This window comes from Pseudoalteromonas sp. SWYJZ12 (genome assembly GCF_015864395.1).
Classification (GTDB): Bacteria; Pseudomonadota; Gammaproteobacteria; order Enterobacterales; family Alteromonadaceae; genus Pseudoalteromonas; species Pseudoalteromonas arctica.
Map to the genome: position 1 here is coordinate 61,892 of NZ_JADYXH010000008.1, position 18,049 is coordinate 79,940.

An 18,049-nucleotide genomic window follows, 5' to 3' on the forward strand; every position below is an offset into this window, starting at 1 on the left:
ACTTTCAGGTTATTTGCTTACAACGAAAAAACAACTGTAAACAAGAAGTAAATATAGTGGACTAAGCAGTTAATACAAACATTAGAAAAGCTAACCTAATTATTTTGATAATGAATAAGCTTGGAAAAGTTCATATTTAGTGGATTAGACGCATTGAGGCACTTTGTTTTGGTAATGATCTACAAATAGAAATTTACTTAACTGAGGAAGGATAAAAATATTATTTAAAGGCTCCTTATATTTACACCACTCTATACTCGCTAAATTAGCGCTTTTTAAGTAGGACTCGTAAACACCGTCATTATAATGTTATTTTCTGCAACGCTAAAATGTTGGACTACATGGCCATTATCAACGGTTGATTGCCTATAAAAAAAGCGCTACAAATAGGTAGCGCTGGCATTATTACTTAATGGTTGTTTATTTAAAGCTTAGGCTCTTTATTTAAAAGAAGCCGAGCGGATCCTCGCTGTAGCTCACTAATAGGTTTTTAGTTTGTTGGTAGTGCTCCAGTGCCAGTTTGTGCGTTTCGCGCCCTATTCCTGATTTTTTATAACCACCAAACGCAGCGTGTGCTGGGTACATGTGATAACAGTTAGTCCACACTCGCCCTGCTTCTATTTTGCGACCCATACGATAAGCACGATTCATGTTTCTACTCCACACACCTGCACCTAAACCAAACTCAGAGCTGTTGGCAAGCTCGAGTGCTTCGGCTTCATCTTTAAAGGTCGACATTGAAATAACAGGGCCAAAAATTTCTTCTTGGAACACACGCATATCGTTTGTGCCCTTTAATAACGTAGGTTGTATGTAGTAACCACCGTTTAAGTCATCACTTAGCTGCTCTACATTACCGCCAGTGAGTACTTCAGCGCCTTCTTTTTTGCCTATTTCAATGTAGCTCAGTATTTTATCAAATTGCGCTTTTGAAGCTTGTGCGCCAACCATAGTTTCGCTATCTAGCGGGTTTCCGCGTTTAATTTTTAAGGTACGTTCGAGTATTCGCTCAATAAACTGCTCGTAAATGTCTTCTTGAATAAACAGCCTTGATGGACACGTACACACCTCGCCTTGGTTGAAGTAAGCAAGCACGGCGCCTTCAATAGCTTTGGATAAAAACGCATCGTCTTTTTCCATTACATCATTAAAAAATATATTAGGTGATTTACCACCGAGCTCGACCGTTGAAGGAATAATATTTTCAGCAGCGCATTTCAAAATATGTGAGCCCACAGGCGTTGAACCCGTAAATGCAATTTTAGCGATACGCTTGCTTGTTGCCAGTGCTTCGCCTGCTTCTTTACCAAAGCCGTTTACTATATTTAATACGCCTGCAGGGAGTAAATCGCCAATTATCTCCATTAAAACTAAAATAGAAGCTGGTGTTTGCTCAGCCGGTTTTAAAATTACACAGTTACCTGCAGCAAGTGCTGGCGCTAGTTTCCAGGCGGCCATTAAAATAGGGAAGTTCCACGGAATAATTTGCCCAACAACCCCTAGTGGCTCATGAAAATGATACGCAACGGTGGTTGCGTCTATTTCACCTATAGTGCCGTCTTGCGATCGTAGGCACCCTGCAAAGTAGCGAAAGTGATCTGCCGCTAGCGGAATATCAGCAGCGAGTGTTTCACGAATTGCTTTACCGTTATCCCATGTTTCGGCAACAGCTAGTAACTCTAGGTTTTGCTCAATTCGGTCGGCTATTTTTAGCAGTATGTTACTTCGGTCGGTCACCGACGTTGTGCCCCACTGCTCTCGCACTGCATGCGCCTTGTCGAGAGCCAGCTCTATGTCGTCTTTGTCTGAACGCGGTATTTGGCAAAATACCTTACCGTTTACTGGGCTTATATTATCAAAGTATTGGCCATTTACAGGCTTTACCCACTCTCCGCCAATGTAGTTTCCGTATTGTTGTTTAAAGTTTACGAGTGCGCCGTCGCTACCTGGATTTGCATATATCATGTGTGTGCTCTCTTTATTGTTGTTAGCTAAAGGTCGAACATTTATATAAAACAAAATGCTTTATATTTAATCGACATTAAACTAACAAGCGCCTAAAAACTTGATTAGCTGTCCACAAAAGTTGTCTGTGAGTCCAAACTAATAAAAACCTAAAGGATTGATATGCACACATCTCAGTTAAACAAAAAACGCCAACAACTTGATGTATTAATAGAAAATAAAGTCACATTCGCTGCAGATAGCAGTGAGTTGAGCATTTACGACACGTATCAAAGCGCGCAAAAGGTGGCACTGCACTCAAACGAGCTGCTGTTTTGTGCCATGCTTAGCGGCAAAAAGGTAATGCACGTAGAAAGCAGCCAATACCATAAAGCATTTTTACCACACGAGTCGTTTGTATTAGCGCCAGAGCAAGGTGTTTTAATTGATTTTCCACAAGCATCAATGCACGCCCCAACTACTTGTTTAGCGATTGAAATTAGCACCGACAAAATAACTAGCGTGGCGAATGCACTTAACATGCAGCAAAACTTTGCACACGATGGCTTATTTGAATATGTACCGCAGTTAGTGCATACCCAACATAATATTCAAACGCAGCAATTATTAGAGCGCATGGTGCATTTATTTAGCGAGCAAGGCGCACAGCGACATTACTTGATTGATTTGTCGTTAAACGAATTAATCACCCGTTTACTACAACAACAAAGCCGCGAGCTATTGCTGGCTAGCTGCGATAAGCCACGCCTTAAAACAAAAGTCAGCGATGCCCTGCTTTATATTGAAGAACACTTAAGTGAAACGCTCGACATAAATACCTTATGCAAAATAGCCTGCATGAGCCGCAGTAAGTTTTATCAGCAGTTTAAACTTGCATTTGGCACTAGCCCAGCCCTTTGGCAGCAACAATTAAGACTTAAAAAAGCGCGTGCTCAATTGCTACAAGGCCATGCAATTAGTAAAGTTTGCTTTGATGTTGGATTTAATAGCGCGAGCCACTTTAGTCGTTTATTTAAACAAACGTTTGGCATTGCGCCTAAAGAGTGTCGACATTAGCTCTAAAGGGGCATTACCTGAGTTGGCTGATATAATTTAAACGATTAAAACCCCATATTACGGGGCTTTAAATTAGAGTCATATCTATTGCTTTATAAAGGTGACACCTTTAGGTATTTCATCTTGGGGTAACCGAGTAGAGTGCATTTGCGATAACAACCATTTATCGCCCACTTTTGATACAACGGCACTTTCTAACCAATAAATATCAATACTTCTTTCGGTGTTTCTAATATTGGCTTTATTCCAGTAATTAATAAAAGCAACATCACCCACTACACGCGAATTTATAACACTAAAATAATTAGTTCTTATAAAGTCAGAAGGCTTAACAACATTTATAAAGTCATTAATAGTCCACACTTCACCGTGCTCTAAAAGTAAAAATGAATCATCTACGGCTGCACGCATTTGCGTGTGGTCAACGTTAGAAACAGCCAAAAAAAGATCGCTCACCGGCGTGAATATATTGTTATCTTTTGCATGTATCGATGCCGAAAATATCAGGAATGTAATAAAGGTAAGTACTTGTTTCATTGTTTTTATAATGTGTAATTTGCTCAATAATAATGAGTGTATTTTAATAGAGCAGTATTAACAATTGAAATAAACCGAATGTAACTACCTAACAATGTTACCCATAGAGCAAAAAAGCACTCGATAAGAGTGCTTTAATTTAATTTTTTCGATCAAGCTATTCATCTAGCCAATCTATGGCTGCGGTAGCATTTTCAAAGTATTGAACCTCACCCGAGATAAACCAGTTACCTATTTTTGCCATTCGAGCTTGCCACTCTTTATTACCGTAAATAGCTACTTTTTTAAATTCTTTAGAGTGTTTAACACCTAACTTTAAGTCATCCCACGCTGCGCGTAATTCCCAACCTTCAAGTTCACTACCGTCTATTAATGCATTCACCACTGGATGCTTAACTTCGCCAAGAGCTGAGTTTATCATTGGGGTAATTATTTTGTAGTCGTCGTGAGTAAGCGTACCAACGGCTTTAAGTTTTAAAAAAAACTCTCTTCCTGCACGTTCAAGACCAATAGATAAACCATGTGTTGTGTGTACCATTACTGCTCTCCTTAAATAGGCTGAGTGGTAAAAGTACACCTTCTAAAATTAATTAGTCCTGAACTAAATCAATAAATAATCTCAAATAAACGACTCAATTACGCATTTTGTACGCGAGATATCTGGTTTTCTACATCAGTTAAATGGCCCGTTTTAAGCCATACTTTTGCACCATTACTTCCCGCTTTAACGTTAACAGAGCTATTAATAGGCACTCTTAACCAACTGTTTTTTACAAGGGTATCGGCTTGCTCATCAAATGAGCCTTCAAGTACTAGCAGCTCTGCTCCGCCTTTTGCGCTTATAACCATGCAGGCGTTGGGCTTAAAGTCCAACAAGCTTACCTCTTCAAAATCGTCTTTGTATAAAGGGGTTACGGCTACATTTTTAAAACTAGGGTGCGCCGTACTTTGCATCAAGTCCGTTTGTAAACGCACGTGGGTTCGATCATCTGGCTGAAACTGCCATAACTTTACAAATATAACGCAGCCATTTTCAGACCCCGGTTTGTGCTTTGATTGCGGCGGGTTACGGATATAAGAACCTGCCACAAAGTCACCATGTTCATCTTGAAATACCCCTTCAAGCACAACAAACTCTTCACCGCCTGTATGAACATGCGGCGAAAATTCACTGCCAGGTGCATAACGAACAATAGTCGTTGCGCGAGCAACTTCGTCGCCCACACGGTCCAGTGCTCGTCTATCAACACCCGCCATTGGCGATGCAACCCACGGTAGCGTTTCGCTATGTACCACAACTCGTTTACTAAAATCGGCAGCAATTTTCATATTTGGCTCCTAACCGTAACTCCACTTAAATTTTAAACTAATAACCTAACTAAGCCGCAACACTTGGGCGTTTTGCTACTTTTTCTTGCCATGCAACTAAATGGGTTAACTCATTCGGGATTGCTATTTGTGCAAATCCAGCAAATACCAGCCCAGCATACAATGTTATATCAGCAATACTAAATTGTTCACCAGCAACAAACGCCGATTGCGCTAGTACATCATTAAAATAGCTAAACCCTTGGCGTGCTTTTTCGCCTTGTTTTTCACCCCAAGCCACATTTTGATACGTTTCAAGCTCTGGACCTAAGCCGTCAGTTGCATGATGAAAGTAAGTTGCCACAGCGTCAAGCACCATAGATTCTGCGCGTTTTTGCATCATGTTAATTACTGCACGCTCTTTTGCGGTTTCACCCATTAAAGATGGGCCTTCAAATGCGGTATCAATATACTCAGTAATAGCGGTACTTTCTGATATAAACGTGCCGTCATCTAGCTCTAATATGGGCACACCTGCTAATGGATTTTTAGCTAAGAAGGCTTCTGTTCTATGCTCACCATTTAATAAATCAACAGGTACAAACTCAACATTTGCAGTGGCATTTTTTTCAGCTAAAGCGATACGAACACGAAGTGGGTTTGGAAAGTTTTCTACATCATAAATTTTCATAGCAATCTCTATCTTTATTGTTTAAAAGTGAATTAATGGCAGCAACCTACCTACCGATAGGTAATTTATAATATTAAACTAAATTTAAGTCAACGTTTAAATTTTTCTGATTTATAGGATTTAACTTAATTCATAATAAAATTAGGGGGTTGCTTAAAAATAAAAACGCTTGTAAATAACTACCTACTGGTCGATAATTTTACTATACCAATTGCATTAAATAAGTGATCTATTATTGCGCTAAGAAAATAGCGCAATAGCAAGGCGAGAATTATGAGATATAGTTGTTCTATATGAATAATTTTTAACGCAGTTAGTGAGTTGTTTAATGCGATACAATGATCATGTTTTAATAAAATTGGTATTACTGCAGATAGGAAAATATTAAAAGTGAGTAAAAAAGAAGCGTTATTAAAAGCAGCTGAAAACAAGGTGCGCCTTGGCGGGTACAGTAATTTTAGTTTTAGAGAGCTCGCAAGCGAAGTTGGAATTAAGAGCGCCAGTGTGCACTATCACTTTCCGACTAAGGCCGATTTAGGTGCTGAGCTTGCTCATCAATATACTAATTCTTTTTTAGCTGCGTTAGGCGAGCCAAGCGAGCTTAAAGCAAGCGGTAAAAATCCTATTGATGTGTACACTCAGCTTTTTAGAAGTGCATTAGTAACCGATCGTAAAATGTGTTTATGTGGTTTGCTAGGAGCCGAAAGCGATAGCCTTCCAGATAAAGTACGCCTTGAAGTAAAACGTTTTTTTAATCAAAATCTAACATGGCTTAGCGCTGCGCACTTAGCTAATGGTGAACTCAACCCTACTAAAGCGGCTATTCAAACAGTGAGCTTGCTTGAGGGCGCTATGATGATAAGCAAAACGCTCGACGATAATAGTTACTTTGAACTTGCAACTCAGTAATACCTAAATTTAGTACACAAAAAAAGCGAGCTATTCATAATGAATAGCTCGCTTTTTTAATGCTTGAAATAACTTATGTGATTATTAAACCGCTGTTGGTTTAACTTTATGCTTAGAGTGCACAATAGCTAAAACAATTAAGCCAATCACTGTTACTACAGCGCCAATAGGTTTACCTAAATCACTTGATAAGTTAAGACCAATTGCAGCAGTACCAATATAAGAAACCGTTACCGCAGTTGCTATAACAGCAGGAACACTGGCAATCCAATGGAATGTACCACGGTCAAACAGGTACTTAGTGGCAAGCCATAATACGCTTGTAGAAAGCAGCATGTTTGAAAATGCAAAGTAGCGCCAAATTAATGAAAAATCGAGTTTCGTCATAAAGTAAGCAATAGTAAGTATAGGTACAGCCACTAATAAGCGATTACGTAAACTTTGTGGAATATTAAACGCATCAACAACTGTTAAACGTAATGAGCGGAACGCTGTATCACCAGAAGTAATTGGGAAAACGGCTACTGCAATAATTGCCATTATACCGCCAAATACACCTAAGTAACTGTTAGCTACATGATTAACAACTAAACCTGGACCACCTTGGTCAAGCAATGCCTTTAAGCCCGCGTAACCATCTGGGAACGCTGCAATACCAGCAAGTGCCCATACACAACCTACAATACCTTCACACATCATAGCGCCGTAGTAAACTGGACGTACGTATTTTTCGTTAGTTAAACAACGCGCAATAATTGGCGCTTGAGTAGAGTGAAAACCACTAATAGCACCACAGGTAATTGTTATAAATAACAATGGCCATGTTGGTAATCCATCTGGGTTTGGCTCTAAAAAGTCATGTGCGTGGTCAGCTTCAAAGTAAGCTAAAAAGTCACTTGGTACCGGTAAGTGCGGCGCATTAATAAGTAATGAAATAGCAATTGCCACTGTCATTACAATCATTAGCGCACCAAAAATTGGGTAAAACTTAGTGATAATTTTATCAATTGGTAGCAAGGTCGCTAAAAAATAATACGCTAAAATAGCGAGTACCCAAAAGGTATTATTTGCCAGTATTGTACCTTCAAAGAAATCAAGGTTACTTAGCAAACCTGCAGGGCTCATAATAAATACTACACCTACAAAAAACAGTAGCATGGCAGTAAATACAAGCATAAAGCCTTTAAATACGACGTTGTAATAATGGCCTGCGATTTCTGGTAGGCTTTTACCGTCTTCTTTTATACTCATTACACCTGAGAAGAAGTCGTGTACAGCGCCACCTAAAACATTACCAAGTACAATCCATACTAGTGCAACTGGTCCGTATAAAGCACCTAAAATTGGACCAAATATTGGACCTACGCCAGCAATGTTTAAAAACTGAATTAAAAATGCTCGTACAGGGTGAATAGCTACGTAATCAACACCCTCGCTAAAGCGTTTTTGTGGTGTGTCAGCAGTTGAATCCAAACCGGCTTGTTTTTCAACAAATGGGCTGTAAAACTTATAGCCCAGTATTAAAATAGTGAGGCAGATAAAAAAGATGATCATAAAGCACGTTTCTCTTTTTGTATTTTAGTTATAGAGCGCATTGTGTGTCGCCCCGCCTTTTCAATCCGTGAATAATCGACGAACAATAACAAAGCTTCAACCCTCAAACAATAAGACGTTTAGCTAATACAATAATCGATATAAGCCACTATTTACGCAACCTGCACACTTAACGCTCCACATTGAATATTTATTACACACGTCTTATTTTGGGCACAAAAAAAGCGGTTAAACTTTTACGTTATAACCGCTTTCACACACAATGTTTTTTAAAGTGGGTTCATAAACTCACTAATTTGTTGATGCGTTAAAGTAGGTGTTGCGCCAGAACTTTCGGCGACCATTGCTCCAACGGCACATGCAAAGTCAACGGCATATTGCGCATCGTCGTTGCTACAAAGCTGATAAATTAACGAACCTAAAAACGAATCCCCTGCGCCAACAGTGTCAATTACGCTAATTAAATAACCTGAATTATAAAAATTCTCGCCTTTGATTGTTAATAAAGCACCGTGGCTGCCTTTAGTTACACATAAGTAATCGGTATTTGTTTGCTGTGCTATAAACGCTAAATTTTGTTCAAGCGAATGAAACTTACAACCCATCGCTTTTGCTATTTCGTATAGCTCTTCATCGTTTAACTTAATAAAGTCTGCTTTATTCATTAAATCTACAAGTGTTTCTAGCTTGTAATGCGGTGCACGTAGATTTACGTCAAATACTTTAAAGTTTGCTACATCAACTAGTTGATTTAACGTTGCTAAAGACGCTTCGCTTCGGCCAATTAGGCTGCCAAATACAAATACATCGCTACTTTTAACTTTACTAAGTAACTCATCAGTAAGCGCTATATTATCCCACGCAGTGTCTGCCACTATTTCATAACTTGCTGAGCCACCACTGTCGAGTGTTACCTCAACCGTGCTAGTTTTTTTGTCACTATTAATAGCAATGTATTCGCAGCTTACGCCTTTGCTAGTAATTTCGCCAAGTAACTCAGCACCTAACTCGTCGTTACCTACTGCACTTATCATGTCGGCTTTAATGCCTAGTGAGTTAATACGCACACACATATTAAGTGGCGCGCCACCTAGGCGTTTACCTGAATCAAAACAATCCCACAGCACTTCGCCAAAGCAGCTAACACTTACGTTTTCGCCTGATTTATGATTAATTAAAATGCTCATAATTAGTTACTCTTTTGATCAAGTACAGCCTGCATAATGGCTTTAATTTTACTATTAGGTGCATACAACGCAGCAATCGACTTTTTATATTCAGCAGTAAACGTTTCGTTATGCTCAAGCTTACCAAACAAGCTCGTTAACTTTAAAAATGCAATCGGGCTAGTTTGAGTCTCTTGCGCGTAAGAATTAAGCTCTTTGTGCATCGCATCTTGAATTTCAAGTTGCTCGCCGTTTTCACTTAAACCCTTATCGCTGTATAAGCACCAAGTAGCAATAACAAGCGTTGCCAGTGATACATCGCGACCTTGTACTAGGTTTTCGTTAATTGTGGCAATTAAAAACTTAGGCAGTTTAGCTGAGCTTTCACTACAGATACGCGCTAGGCTGTCTTTAATATTAGGATTAGCAAAACGCTCTATTAACGTATCTTTGTAGCTTTCAAGGTCAATGCCTTCAAGTGGTTCAAGATTTGGGGTTACTTCTTTATCCATAAAAGCACGTAGGTATGTGGCAAATAATTCATCCGATACCGTTTCATCAATAGTGCCATAGCCATGGATTGAACCTAATAAACCAAGTACAGAATGCCCTGCATTAAGTAAACGTATTTTCATGGTTTCATAAGGCGTTACATCAGTAACAAACTGAGCACCAACAACATCCCAATTTGGACGAGAGTCACTAAATGTGTCCTCTATTACCCATTGTGTAAACGACTCACAGGTAATTGGCCACTCGTCGCTAACACCATATGCATCAACCACGTAATCAATATCACTCTTTTTAGATACCGGTGTAATACGGTCAACCATCGCATTTGGAAACGATACGTTTTGCTCAATCCACTCACTTAGGTCTTTGTCTTGCTCTGTAGCAAAGGCTAAAAGCATTTTGCGTGTTACGTTACCGTTGTGCTGAATGTTATCGCACGACTGCACTGTAAATGCGCCTAAGCCTTGCTCTTTACGCAGTTTTAACGCAGCCGTAATGTAACCAAACGCTGTAATTGGGTCGTTCGGGTTATTAATGTCGTTAATAATATCTGGATTGCTGTAATCAAACTCGCCCGTTGCAGGGTTAAAGTTGTAGCCGCCTTCGGTAATAGTAAGCGACACAATTTTAGTATCGCTGTGCGCTAACTTATTAATTACCGCTTGTTTGTCCTCTGGAGCAAACAAAAAGTCGATCATTGAGCCAATTACTTTGTTATCTATTTTACCGTCCGGGTGTCTAACAGTAAGCGTATAAAGGTAATCTTGCTGCTTTAAAATATCACGCAGACCACGGTTACCCTCTAAAAGGCCAACACCACATATGCCCCATTGCTCAGAACCTGGGGTTTTTAAAAGCTCGTTAACATATACCGCTTGATGAGCACGATGAAAACCGCCCACGCCAATATGAACAATACCGGCTTTAACTGCGCTACGGTCGTAGGTTGGTGTATCAACATGGCTTGGTAATTGAGCCAAGCTTTGTTGGTTTAGCCCTGTAACTAGAGCGTCAGTGTGTTGATGTTGCGTCATGGTGCGACCTTACTAAACAAAAATAAAATATAAATTACGATACTGTATTACGATAAGTAATTACGATGCTGTATTGAGTACTTTATGGCGTTTTAACGACCAGTACGCAGTAACAAAATAAATAACAGTACAAATAAAACAGGCTATTTCGAATTGCGATTTATTAGCGCTGTACATACTCATAGTTTCACTGAAAAACATCACCTGGCTGGCAAATATAAAAATAATAACCAGTGAAACCGTAGAAACCGCATTAAGTACTTTGGTAAATACAGAGCTGTCAATTACTGGCTTTGGAATGTCTTTAGCTTGTGCAGCTTGATATTCTTTAATATCACGTTGCTCTTGCTCTTCTGCTTCAATCTCTTGTGTGTAATCTTCACCGGCGCCGTATTTTTTAGCTAAAAGCGTATAAATAACGATTGTGAAAATCCACGTAGGAATAAACAAGTAGTAAAACGACATTACATCAATAGCATTTAAACCAAAGCCAAACACAAGCGCTAACGCCCAAGATGCTATAGCCGGTACGCTGCGAGTAATGTTTTTATATTTAGCCCAGTAACGTGTTAGGCCAATTTTAGGAAATAACACATGTTCAGCAAACACAATGCCGCCTACTGGCACAACTAATAAGCCTGCGTAGGTAAGTAGCGGAAGCATTTGTGAAAATACAAACGGGAAACACGCAATAATCACGGTTACAACACCTACAATAGCGGTTGTGCGTTCACGTGATTGATTAACAAATATAGATTGTGCTGCAAGGCCTGCACGGTAAAGGTTTGCGTTAGCTGTAGTCCAACCGGCAATAATTACAATAACAAAACCAGTCCAACCTAATGCATGGTATGCAACATCGCCCGGATCAAGTGATGAAATAGTTGTTTTAAGTAATACCGCAACACCTGCGCCCATAATACCGGCAGAGATCCACGCTAAGTAATGACCAAAAAACATGCCCACGCCAGAAAACAAGCCATAGCTTTTGCGTTTAGCAAATCTAAAAATAGCCATGTCGATTAAACCAAAGTGAGTAATTGAGTTAGCAGCCCATGCAAAGCCAATCACTTCTAATAGGCCAATGCCTTTTTCACCATCGGCATTGGTGCCCGTCCATATGGAGGAGTCGCCTATGGTCATAAAGTCGCTAAAGCTAGTTAAAGAGGTAGAACCTAATACGTGATTTGAAAGCTCAGGGAATAACGCGAACGAACCTGCAATAAATATAACAAATAGCCACGGCGCGCACAGTTTCGAAAAGTCAGCAACCGTAGAAAAGCCATACATCGCAACAAACACAACAATAGAGCCAACAGCTAAAACAATGGCTACAAACCAAAAGCTATTTGGATACCAATCAAGTTGCGCAGGTATATCAAACAAAAACCGCACGGCGGTGGAGGATACCGTGATCATGGCGGCCGATATAACACTAAAAATAACCACGTTAGCCCAGTTATAGAGCTTGGTCATTGAGTTACCAGCGATTTTGTTTAAGTAGTTATATAAACTTAAGCGGGTTTCTACTGCAATGGGTGCAGTAATCAGCCACCAAGAACACATTGCTAACAGGTTACCTATTAATAAACCCAGTAGAATGTCGATGGTTGAAGCGCCTAATGCAACAAACGTTGCACCAATAACAAATTCAGTAGCCGCAACATGTTCGCCAGCATATAGCCCTGCAAAATGTTTCCAGCCATGAAGCTTATTATTAGCAACAGGAAGTTGCTCTTCGTTTACATCTTTAAATGTTTGTGTGTGTGGACTCGTTGCCATGGTATTTCCTATTGTTAACAGCAAAGTACTTAATACCTAAATACTTCGCCTTTTATAATTTGGCTTATAAACGCATGATGTTTTGCCATGTTTTGTTTTATTTTTAGTAAAGCAAAACCATCTACATTTATATTTTGCGTTTGCTTGCCTGTCAGTGTGTAAGGCGAGCAAATCGCGTTTAAAACTTTGTTTATTTAAAAAGCTGCGTGTTTACTGCTTTTTAAGTGCAGGGTATGCACTAAAAAAATCTTGCCAATGCGTTAAATGATCAACATTTGGGTAAGCACTGTGTACATGATTAACAGAGCCTTGCATATGTTGCCCACCGCTGTAATGCAGTACTTGCATGTTAGCGTCAATTCCTGCATTTACGCCGGCTTTACTGTCTTCAATCACTAAACAATGCTCTGGCTTTACACCCATTTGTTTAGCTGCATGTAAAAATAAATCGGGTGCTGGTTTGCCACGCTTAACTTCGCTGCTGGTAAAAACCGTATCGCTAAAGTACTTACTTAAACTCACTACGCTCAACGCTTTTGCGGTGCGTGCTGGGCTGCTGCTAGTAGCTATACAAATAGGCACAGCTAAATTGTTAAGTACGTCTTTTATACCGTCAGTCGTGGTTAGCCCTGTTTCAAATTCGTTTAACAGTGCTTCGCGGTAGTCACCTTCAAAGCTTTCAGGAAGAGTGACATTAAATGCATCCGCTATTTTTTGGCTTACTGTTTTAAAATTGCAGCCTAAAAAGTGTTGCTGTACATAAGCACGGTCAATATCAACGCCTTTTTCAACAAGCATATTAATGAGTACTTGTGCGCTTAAGATTTCGCTATCAATAACAACGCCATCACAATCAAATATCACTAGCTCAATGTTAGTATTCATCTTGTCACCTTATTAAAACTGTTTGGTTTAGCTAATTTAAGTATAACGAGTTAAGCGCGATTAATATTGTGCAGCTTTTTAGTGCAACTCAATAATGAGCATAAGCCCACCGATTGAGCATATTCCCTTTATTGCACGAATATGTCAACACACTGTAAGTATAAAACGCACCAGCTTGGTGAAAATACACTCAGATAAAACTAAAAACCTTTGTATTTAATCAACTTTATAAAAGCATATTGCGACCAAGGTCGTAGTAAAAAAATTCAGTTAACGTAAAAAGTGCTCCTGTTAATTTATTTCATCTGTTTTACAAATCACATCAATCTAATTAATCAGTTTTACCGAAGTTAATAAAATCAATACTATCGTTAACAGATTAACAGCCTGCACCACTGCCGGCACTTTTAAATAGATGAGGTCGACAATGAATACTCAAATAAACAAAACAAAATTAACACTAACTGCACTAGCACTTGCTATGGCATTACCTGCAAGCGCAGCGACAACACTTACTAAAGATAACGGCGCAGCTGTTGGCGACAACCAAAATTCAATTACTGCAGGCGAACGTGGCAGTGTATTACTAGAAGACGTGCAACTAATTCAAAAACTGCAACGCTTTGCACGTGAGCGTATTCCTGAGCGTGTTGTGCATGCTCGTGGTACCGGCGCACACGGTGTGTTTGTAGCATCAAAAGAGCTAGACGATTTAACAATTGCAGCACCGTTTGCACAAGCTGGTAAAGAAACAGACGTATTTGTTCGTTTTTCATCAGTAATTCACTCAAAAGGCAGCCCAGAAACACTGCGTGACCCACGTGGCTTTGCAACTAAGTTTTACACAGACCAAGGTAACTGGGATTTAGTAGGTAACAACTTACCGGTGTTCTTTATTCGCGATGCGATTAAATTTCCAGACATGGTTCACTCGTTAAAGCCATCACCGGTTGATAACATTCAAGATCCTAACCGCGTATTCGATTTTTTCTCGCACGAACCAGGTTCTACACAAATGCTAACGTGGGTTTACAGCGACTACGGTACACCAGCAAGTCTTCGTAAAATGGACGGTTGGGGTGTACATGCATACAAAATGATTAATAAATCGGGCGATGTTAAATACGTTAAGTTTCATTGGGTAAGCCAGCAAGGTATTGATAACCTTGACGCAAAAGAAGTGGCAAAAGTACAAAGCCAAAACTTTCAGCATTTAACACAAGATTTATACACTGAAATAAACAGAGGCAATTTCCCTAAATGGGATCTGTACATTAAAACGCTTGATCCATCGCAACTTGATGACTTTGATTACAACCCGTTAGATGCAACAAAAATGTGGTTAGACATTAAAGAAACTAAAGTAGGAACAATGACCTTAAACCGTATGCCAACTAACTTCTTCCAATCTACGGAACAAGTAGCAATGGCACCGGCAAACATTATTCCAGGTATTGAGCCATCAGAAGACAGACTATTACAAGGTCGTATGTTTTCTTACGCTGATACACAAATGTACCGCCTAGGTGCAAACCACCAGCAATTGCCAATTAACCGTGCAAAAGTTGAAGTGGTTAACTACAACCAAGACGGCGCAATGAATATTGGTAACACTACAAGCAATGTGAACTACCAGCCAAGCCAAGAAAACGTAGCTGAAAACCCAATTGCACGTAGAAGTAACACAGAGCTAAAAGGCTTTGTACAACAAGCCGCGATTAAAAAGCAGCAAAACTTCGCGCAAGCAGGTGTTATATACCGTGGTTTTAGCAAGCAAGAACGTACAAACCTAATTAATAACCTAGCAGGTGATTTAGGCAAAGTGCAAAACAGCAGTGTTAAACACAAAATGCTTAGTCACTTTTACAAAGCTGATAGCGAGTACGGTACACGCTTAACTAAAGCTGTAAACGGCGACCTTAAAATGGTTAAACAACTAGCCGCTAACTTATAAGCAACTAGTTAAAAGCAATTAGTCCCAACTAAATAGCTATTTAAACCACAACCATGAGGAAGGAATAAACCCCTTCCTCTTTTATAAGAGACAATTGTTATGCGTAATTTATTAATTATAGTCGCTCTATTTCTGAGCTTTACCAGTAGCGTTTACGCTCAAAATACATCAGATACACAAACACCCAGTTCGCAAGTTGAAAGCCAACATTCTGTAAAAACTCAATACGATAGCTTATTTGCTTATTACTTTGCCGCAGCACGCACAAACGACACAGCTGTAATAGAGCAATTTGTAGATGCCGGTATTCCTATCGACAGCTACAACAATAAAGGCTACACCGCGTTAATGATTGCTACTTACCATGGTAATAAAAACACGGTTAATACACTTTTACACTTAGGCGCTAATGCCTGTCTAGAAGATAACCGTGGCAACACAGCGCTAATGGCCGCTATTTTTAGAGGTGAATTTAGTATAGCTAAAACACTCGTATCACTTGATTGCGATAACGCGCATCAAAACAAAGCCGGTCAAACAGCCGAGCAATTTGCACAAACATTTGGTCAACAAAAAGTTATAGAGTTACTAGCGCAGGTAAATAATGCAAAATAATCTGCACGCAACAAAAAGCCCTAAAATAATAGGGCTTATTTTTAATAAAATTAGTCTTATGTTGCAGACGCTATTTGAGGTTGTTTAGGCTTTTCTCGCGTTACAAAGTAGCAAATTAGCGAGCCCACTGTTACCAGTACAACCCCTTGCCAAAACGAAGCGCTCAGCGTAATAGATAAATACAACGCCGAAATAATAGTAGAAAACACCGGTGTAAAGTACGAAAGCGTCCCCAAAAGCATTAAGTTACCGCCAATAATAGCTTGATTCCACAGCGCATAACCGCTCCCCACTACTACGCCGGCTAATAATAACGTCATGCTTGAGCTGAGTGAAAACGTTAATGGCGCTTCATTACTAAAACCATATTGCGCCCACAAACTCATTGCCGTAACAGTAAAAAATAACGTAATGGCATTTTTACCATTACTCAGTTTTTGCGTCACTACGCAATAAATAGCCCATATAAACGCTGCAGCTAATGCCATTAGATAAGTAGCAGGATTATCAGCAAAGTTAGTAACAAGCGTATCGACCGACATTTCTTGATCGCCCGTAATACACCAAGCAACGCCTAAAAAAGCAATAATCATGCTTGGGTAAACCCAGTAACTTACTTTTTTACGACCAATAATAATAGAGAGCAGTATTGTTAGCGTGGGCCACAAATAATTAATAACCGCCATTTCCATTGCCTGATGACGACTATTTGCCATACCAATAGAAAGCGCCAAGCAAATTTCGTACGATACAAATAATAAAGTACCTACTACCAAGTAGCGTTTCGAAAAACCACTAAACTTGGGCACTCCCATAACCAAAATTAAAAATATCGCACTGACAGAATACATGGCCGCAGCACCACCAATGGGGCTAAACAACTCAGAAATATCCCGTAGTAATGCAACTAAGCAACTCCACAGTAATATTGCAGCGACTCCATATAGTGTATATTTATTTTTGCTTATAAAATCCATTTGCCAACCCAAAAGTACTACTCGTAAATTTGAAACTAAACTAACAGTAATTATTTAATTAAACAATAAGGGTCTGTTGATCTTTCAAGGTTAAATTTGCAGCAGTCTGTTTGGTATTTAGGCAAGGCAGATCCTATATAGTGTGGTTATTCCCCATAAATGGGCGATAACGTAGCATTAATGCCAAACAGGCGCTGCCCAAAGGGTTCTTCCTAGGGGCTACTTACTCTTTGTTGCTCGGTTTTTACTTAGCTCACTAGGTTACAAATCTCGCGCCGCGATTAAATAGCTCCTAGTTTGAACAAATGTTAATCCGCAAAGATCAACAGACCCTAAAGTTAATAGCTTAAACCTCTCGCCTGTTTTTAACATTCACCCTTTTTAGTATTTGACCTTTTGGTCAGTAAAGCTACAATCAATCAATACGTTAAACATGCAAACTCTATAATGACCACACAAATAAAACCAAATAAAAAAGAAGTTACACGCGAGAAAAACCAAAAACTAATTTTAGATGCCGCCGAGCAATTGTTTTCGCAATTAGGTTACGACGGAGCAAGTATGAGCATGGTTGCTAAAGAAGCGCAGGTGCCAAAAGCCAATATTTTGTATTACTTTAAAAGTAAAGATGGTCTGTACGAGTCTGTGATCGACCGCATAATAGCTAATTGGAACCTGGGTCTCGATAACGTCACAATTAACGACGATCCAGCTACCGTGCTTTATAACTATATTAAAAGCAAAGTAATACTCGCCGTAAATCAGCCAATGCAATCTCGCTTATTTGCCAGTGAAATACTGCGCGGTGCACCTTATTTACAAAACTACTTTAGAACCAATACCCGCCCTTGGGTTAAACAAAAGGTTGATGTACTTCAAGCATGGATGGACGCAAATAAAATGGATAAGGTTGATCCCTACCATTTGCTCTTTACTATTTGGTCTACCACGCAATATTACGCCGACTTTCAGGCTGAGGTTTTACTCGTAATGAACAAATTAGAGTACGACGAAACCGATGTGGCACAGATTACGCAATCAATTGCCCACATAATTTTAAAAGGTATTGGTCTTAAAATACCTGAGCAAAGTGAGACTTAACC

General features: G+C 39.5%; 16 protein-coding genes. 5 read left to right on the plus strand and 11 right to left on the minus strand.

All coding sequences use genetic code 11. The annotated features are described in order from the left end of the window. Nucleotides 1-444: 444 nt before the first annotated feature. Nucleotides 445-1,965 (minus strand): aldehyde dehydrogenase family protein, encoded by a 1,521-nt coding sequence (locus I6F42_RS11280; RefSeq protein WP_007584266.1) that lies wholly within the window; start codon nucleotides 1,963-1,965, stop codon nucleotides 445-447. Nucleotides 1,966-2,127: 162 nt separating this feature from the next. Here I6F42_RS11280 and I6F42_RS11285 point away from each other — a divergent pair, with 162 nt between their 5' ends. Then, on the plus strand, nucleotides 2,128-3,021 hold the full coding sequence (locus tag I6F42_RS11285; protein ID WP_024593261.1) for an AraC family transcriptional regulator: 894 nt from the start codon (nucleotides 2,128-2,130) through the stop codon (nucleotides 3,019-3,021). An 84-nt stretch (nucleotides 3,022-3,105) separates the two neighbouring features. Here the strand turns inward: I6F42_RS11285 and I6F42_RS11290 are convergent, their stop codons facing one another. From I6F42_RS11290 to I6F42_RS11305, 4 genes are all read right to left on the minus strand, one after another. Then, nucleotides 3,106-3,558 (minus strand): nuclear transport factor 2 family protein, encoded by a 453-nt coding sequence (locus tag I6F42_RS11290; RefSeq protein ID WP_197152185.1) that lies wholly within the window; start codon nucleotides 3,556-3,558, stop codon nucleotides 3,106-3,108. 157 nt (nucleotides 3,559-3,715) lie between these two features. Continuing rightward, complete coding sequence (locus I6F42_RS11295; RefSeq protein WP_002960091.1) at nucleotides 3,716-4,096, minus strand: STAS/SEC14 domain-containing protein; 381 nt, start codon at nucleotides 4,094-4,096, stop codon at nucleotides 3,716-3,718. 98 nt (nucleotides 4,097-4,194) lie between these two features. Continuing rightward, nucleotides 4,195-4,887 (minus strand): cupin domain-containing protein, encoded by a 693-nt coding sequence (locus I6F42_RS11300; protein WP_197152186.1) that lies wholly within the window; start codon nucleotides 4,885-4,887, stop codon nucleotides 4,195-4,197. A gap of 49 nt (nucleotides 4,888-4,936) precedes the next feature. Then, a complete protein-coding gene (locus I6F42_RS11305) occupies nucleotides 4,937-5,557 on the minus strand; it encodes a glutathione S-transferase family protein (protein WP_197117218.1) in 621 nt (206 codons plus the stop codon). 390 nt (nucleotides 5,558-5,947) lie between these two features. On the opposite strand from I6F42_RS11305, the gene I6F42_RS11310 reads away from it, so the two are divergent. Next, complete coding sequence (locus I6F42_RS11310; RefSeq protein WP_024597781.1) at nucleotides 5,948-6,466, plus strand: TetR/AcrR family transcriptional regulator; 519 nt, start codon at nucleotides 5,948-5,950, stop codon at nucleotides 6,464-6,466. Nucleotides 6,467-6,550: 84 nt separating this feature from the next. Here the strand turns inward: I6F42_RS11310 and I6F42_RS11315 are convergent, their stop codons facing one another. From I6F42_RS11315 to I6F42_RS11335, 5 genes are all read right to left on the minus strand, one after another. Further along, nucleotides 6,551-8,020 (minus strand): carbon starvation protein A, encoded by a 1,470-nt coding sequence (locus I6F42_RS11315; RefSeq protein WP_010553606.1) that lies wholly within the window; start codon nucleotides 8,018-8,020, stop codon nucleotides 6,551-6,553. A gap of 269 nt (nucleotides 8,021-8,289) precedes the next feature. Further along, nucleotides 8,290-9,207, minus strand: coding sequence for a carbohydrate kinase (locus I6F42_RS11320; protein WP_007584308.1), 918 nt, complete (start codon nucleotides 9,205-9,207; stop codon nucleotides 8,290-8,292). Nucleotides 9,208-9,209: 2 nt separating this feature from the next. Next, nucleotides 9,210-10,733 (minus strand): mannitol dehydrogenase family protein, encoded by a 1,524-nt coding sequence (locus tag I6F42_RS11325; protein ID WP_024607706.1) that lies wholly within the window; start codon nucleotides 10,731-10,733, stop codon nucleotides 9,210-9,212. Nucleotides 10,734-10,793: 60 nt separating this feature from the next. Beyond that, nucleotides 10,794-12,515: a cytosine permease gene (locus I6F42_RS11330; protein WP_007584312.1), complete on the minus strand. Its 1,722-nt coding sequence runs from the start codon at nucleotides 12,513-12,515 to the stop codon at nucleotides 10,794-10,796. Nucleotides 12,516-12,725: 210 nt separating this feature from the next. Continuing rightward, entirely contained in the window at nucleotides 12,726-13,400 is a 675-nt protein-coding gene (locus tag I6F42_RS11335) for an HAD family phosphatase (protein ID WP_024591940.1), read from the minus strand. Nucleotides 13,401-13,827: 427 nt separating this feature from the next. Between I6F42_RS11335 and I6F42_RS11340 the strand changes: the two genes are divergently transcribed. Both I6F42_RS11340 and I6F42_RS11345 read left to right on the plus strand, forming a co-directional pair. After that, nucleotides 13,828-15,354: a catalase gene (locus I6F42_RS11340; RefSeq protein ID WP_024593258.1), complete on the plus strand. Its 1,527-nt coding sequence runs from the start codon at nucleotides 13,828-13,830 to the stop codon at nucleotides 15,352-15,354. Between the two features lie 99 nt (nucleotides 15,355-15,453). After that, a complete protein-coding gene (locus tag I6F42_RS11345) occupies nucleotides 15,454-15,969 on the plus strand; it encodes an ankyrin repeat domain-containing protein (protein ID WP_121954405.1) in 516 nt (171 codons plus the stop codon). A gap of 56 nt (nucleotides 15,970-16,025) precedes the next feature. Here I6F42_RS11345 and yddG read toward each other — a convergent pair whose 3' ends face one another. Next, nucleotides 16,026-16,946 (minus strand): aromatic amino acid DMT transporter YddG, encoded by a 921-nt coding sequence (gene yddG, locus I6F42_RS11350; RefSeq protein ID WP_197152189.1) that lies wholly within the window; start codon nucleotides 16,944-16,946, stop codon nucleotides 16,026-16,028. 447 nt (nucleotides 16,947-17,393) lie between these two features. Between yddG and I6F42_RS11355 the strand changes: the two genes are divergently transcribed. Further along, complete coding sequence (locus tag I6F42_RS11355; RefSeq protein ID WP_197152190.1) at nucleotides 17,394-18,047, plus strand: TetR/AcrR family transcriptional regulator; 654 nt, start codon at nucleotides 17,394-17,396, stop codon at nucleotides 18,045-18,047. The last annotated feature ends 2 nt before the right edge of the window (nucleotides 18,048-18,049 follow it).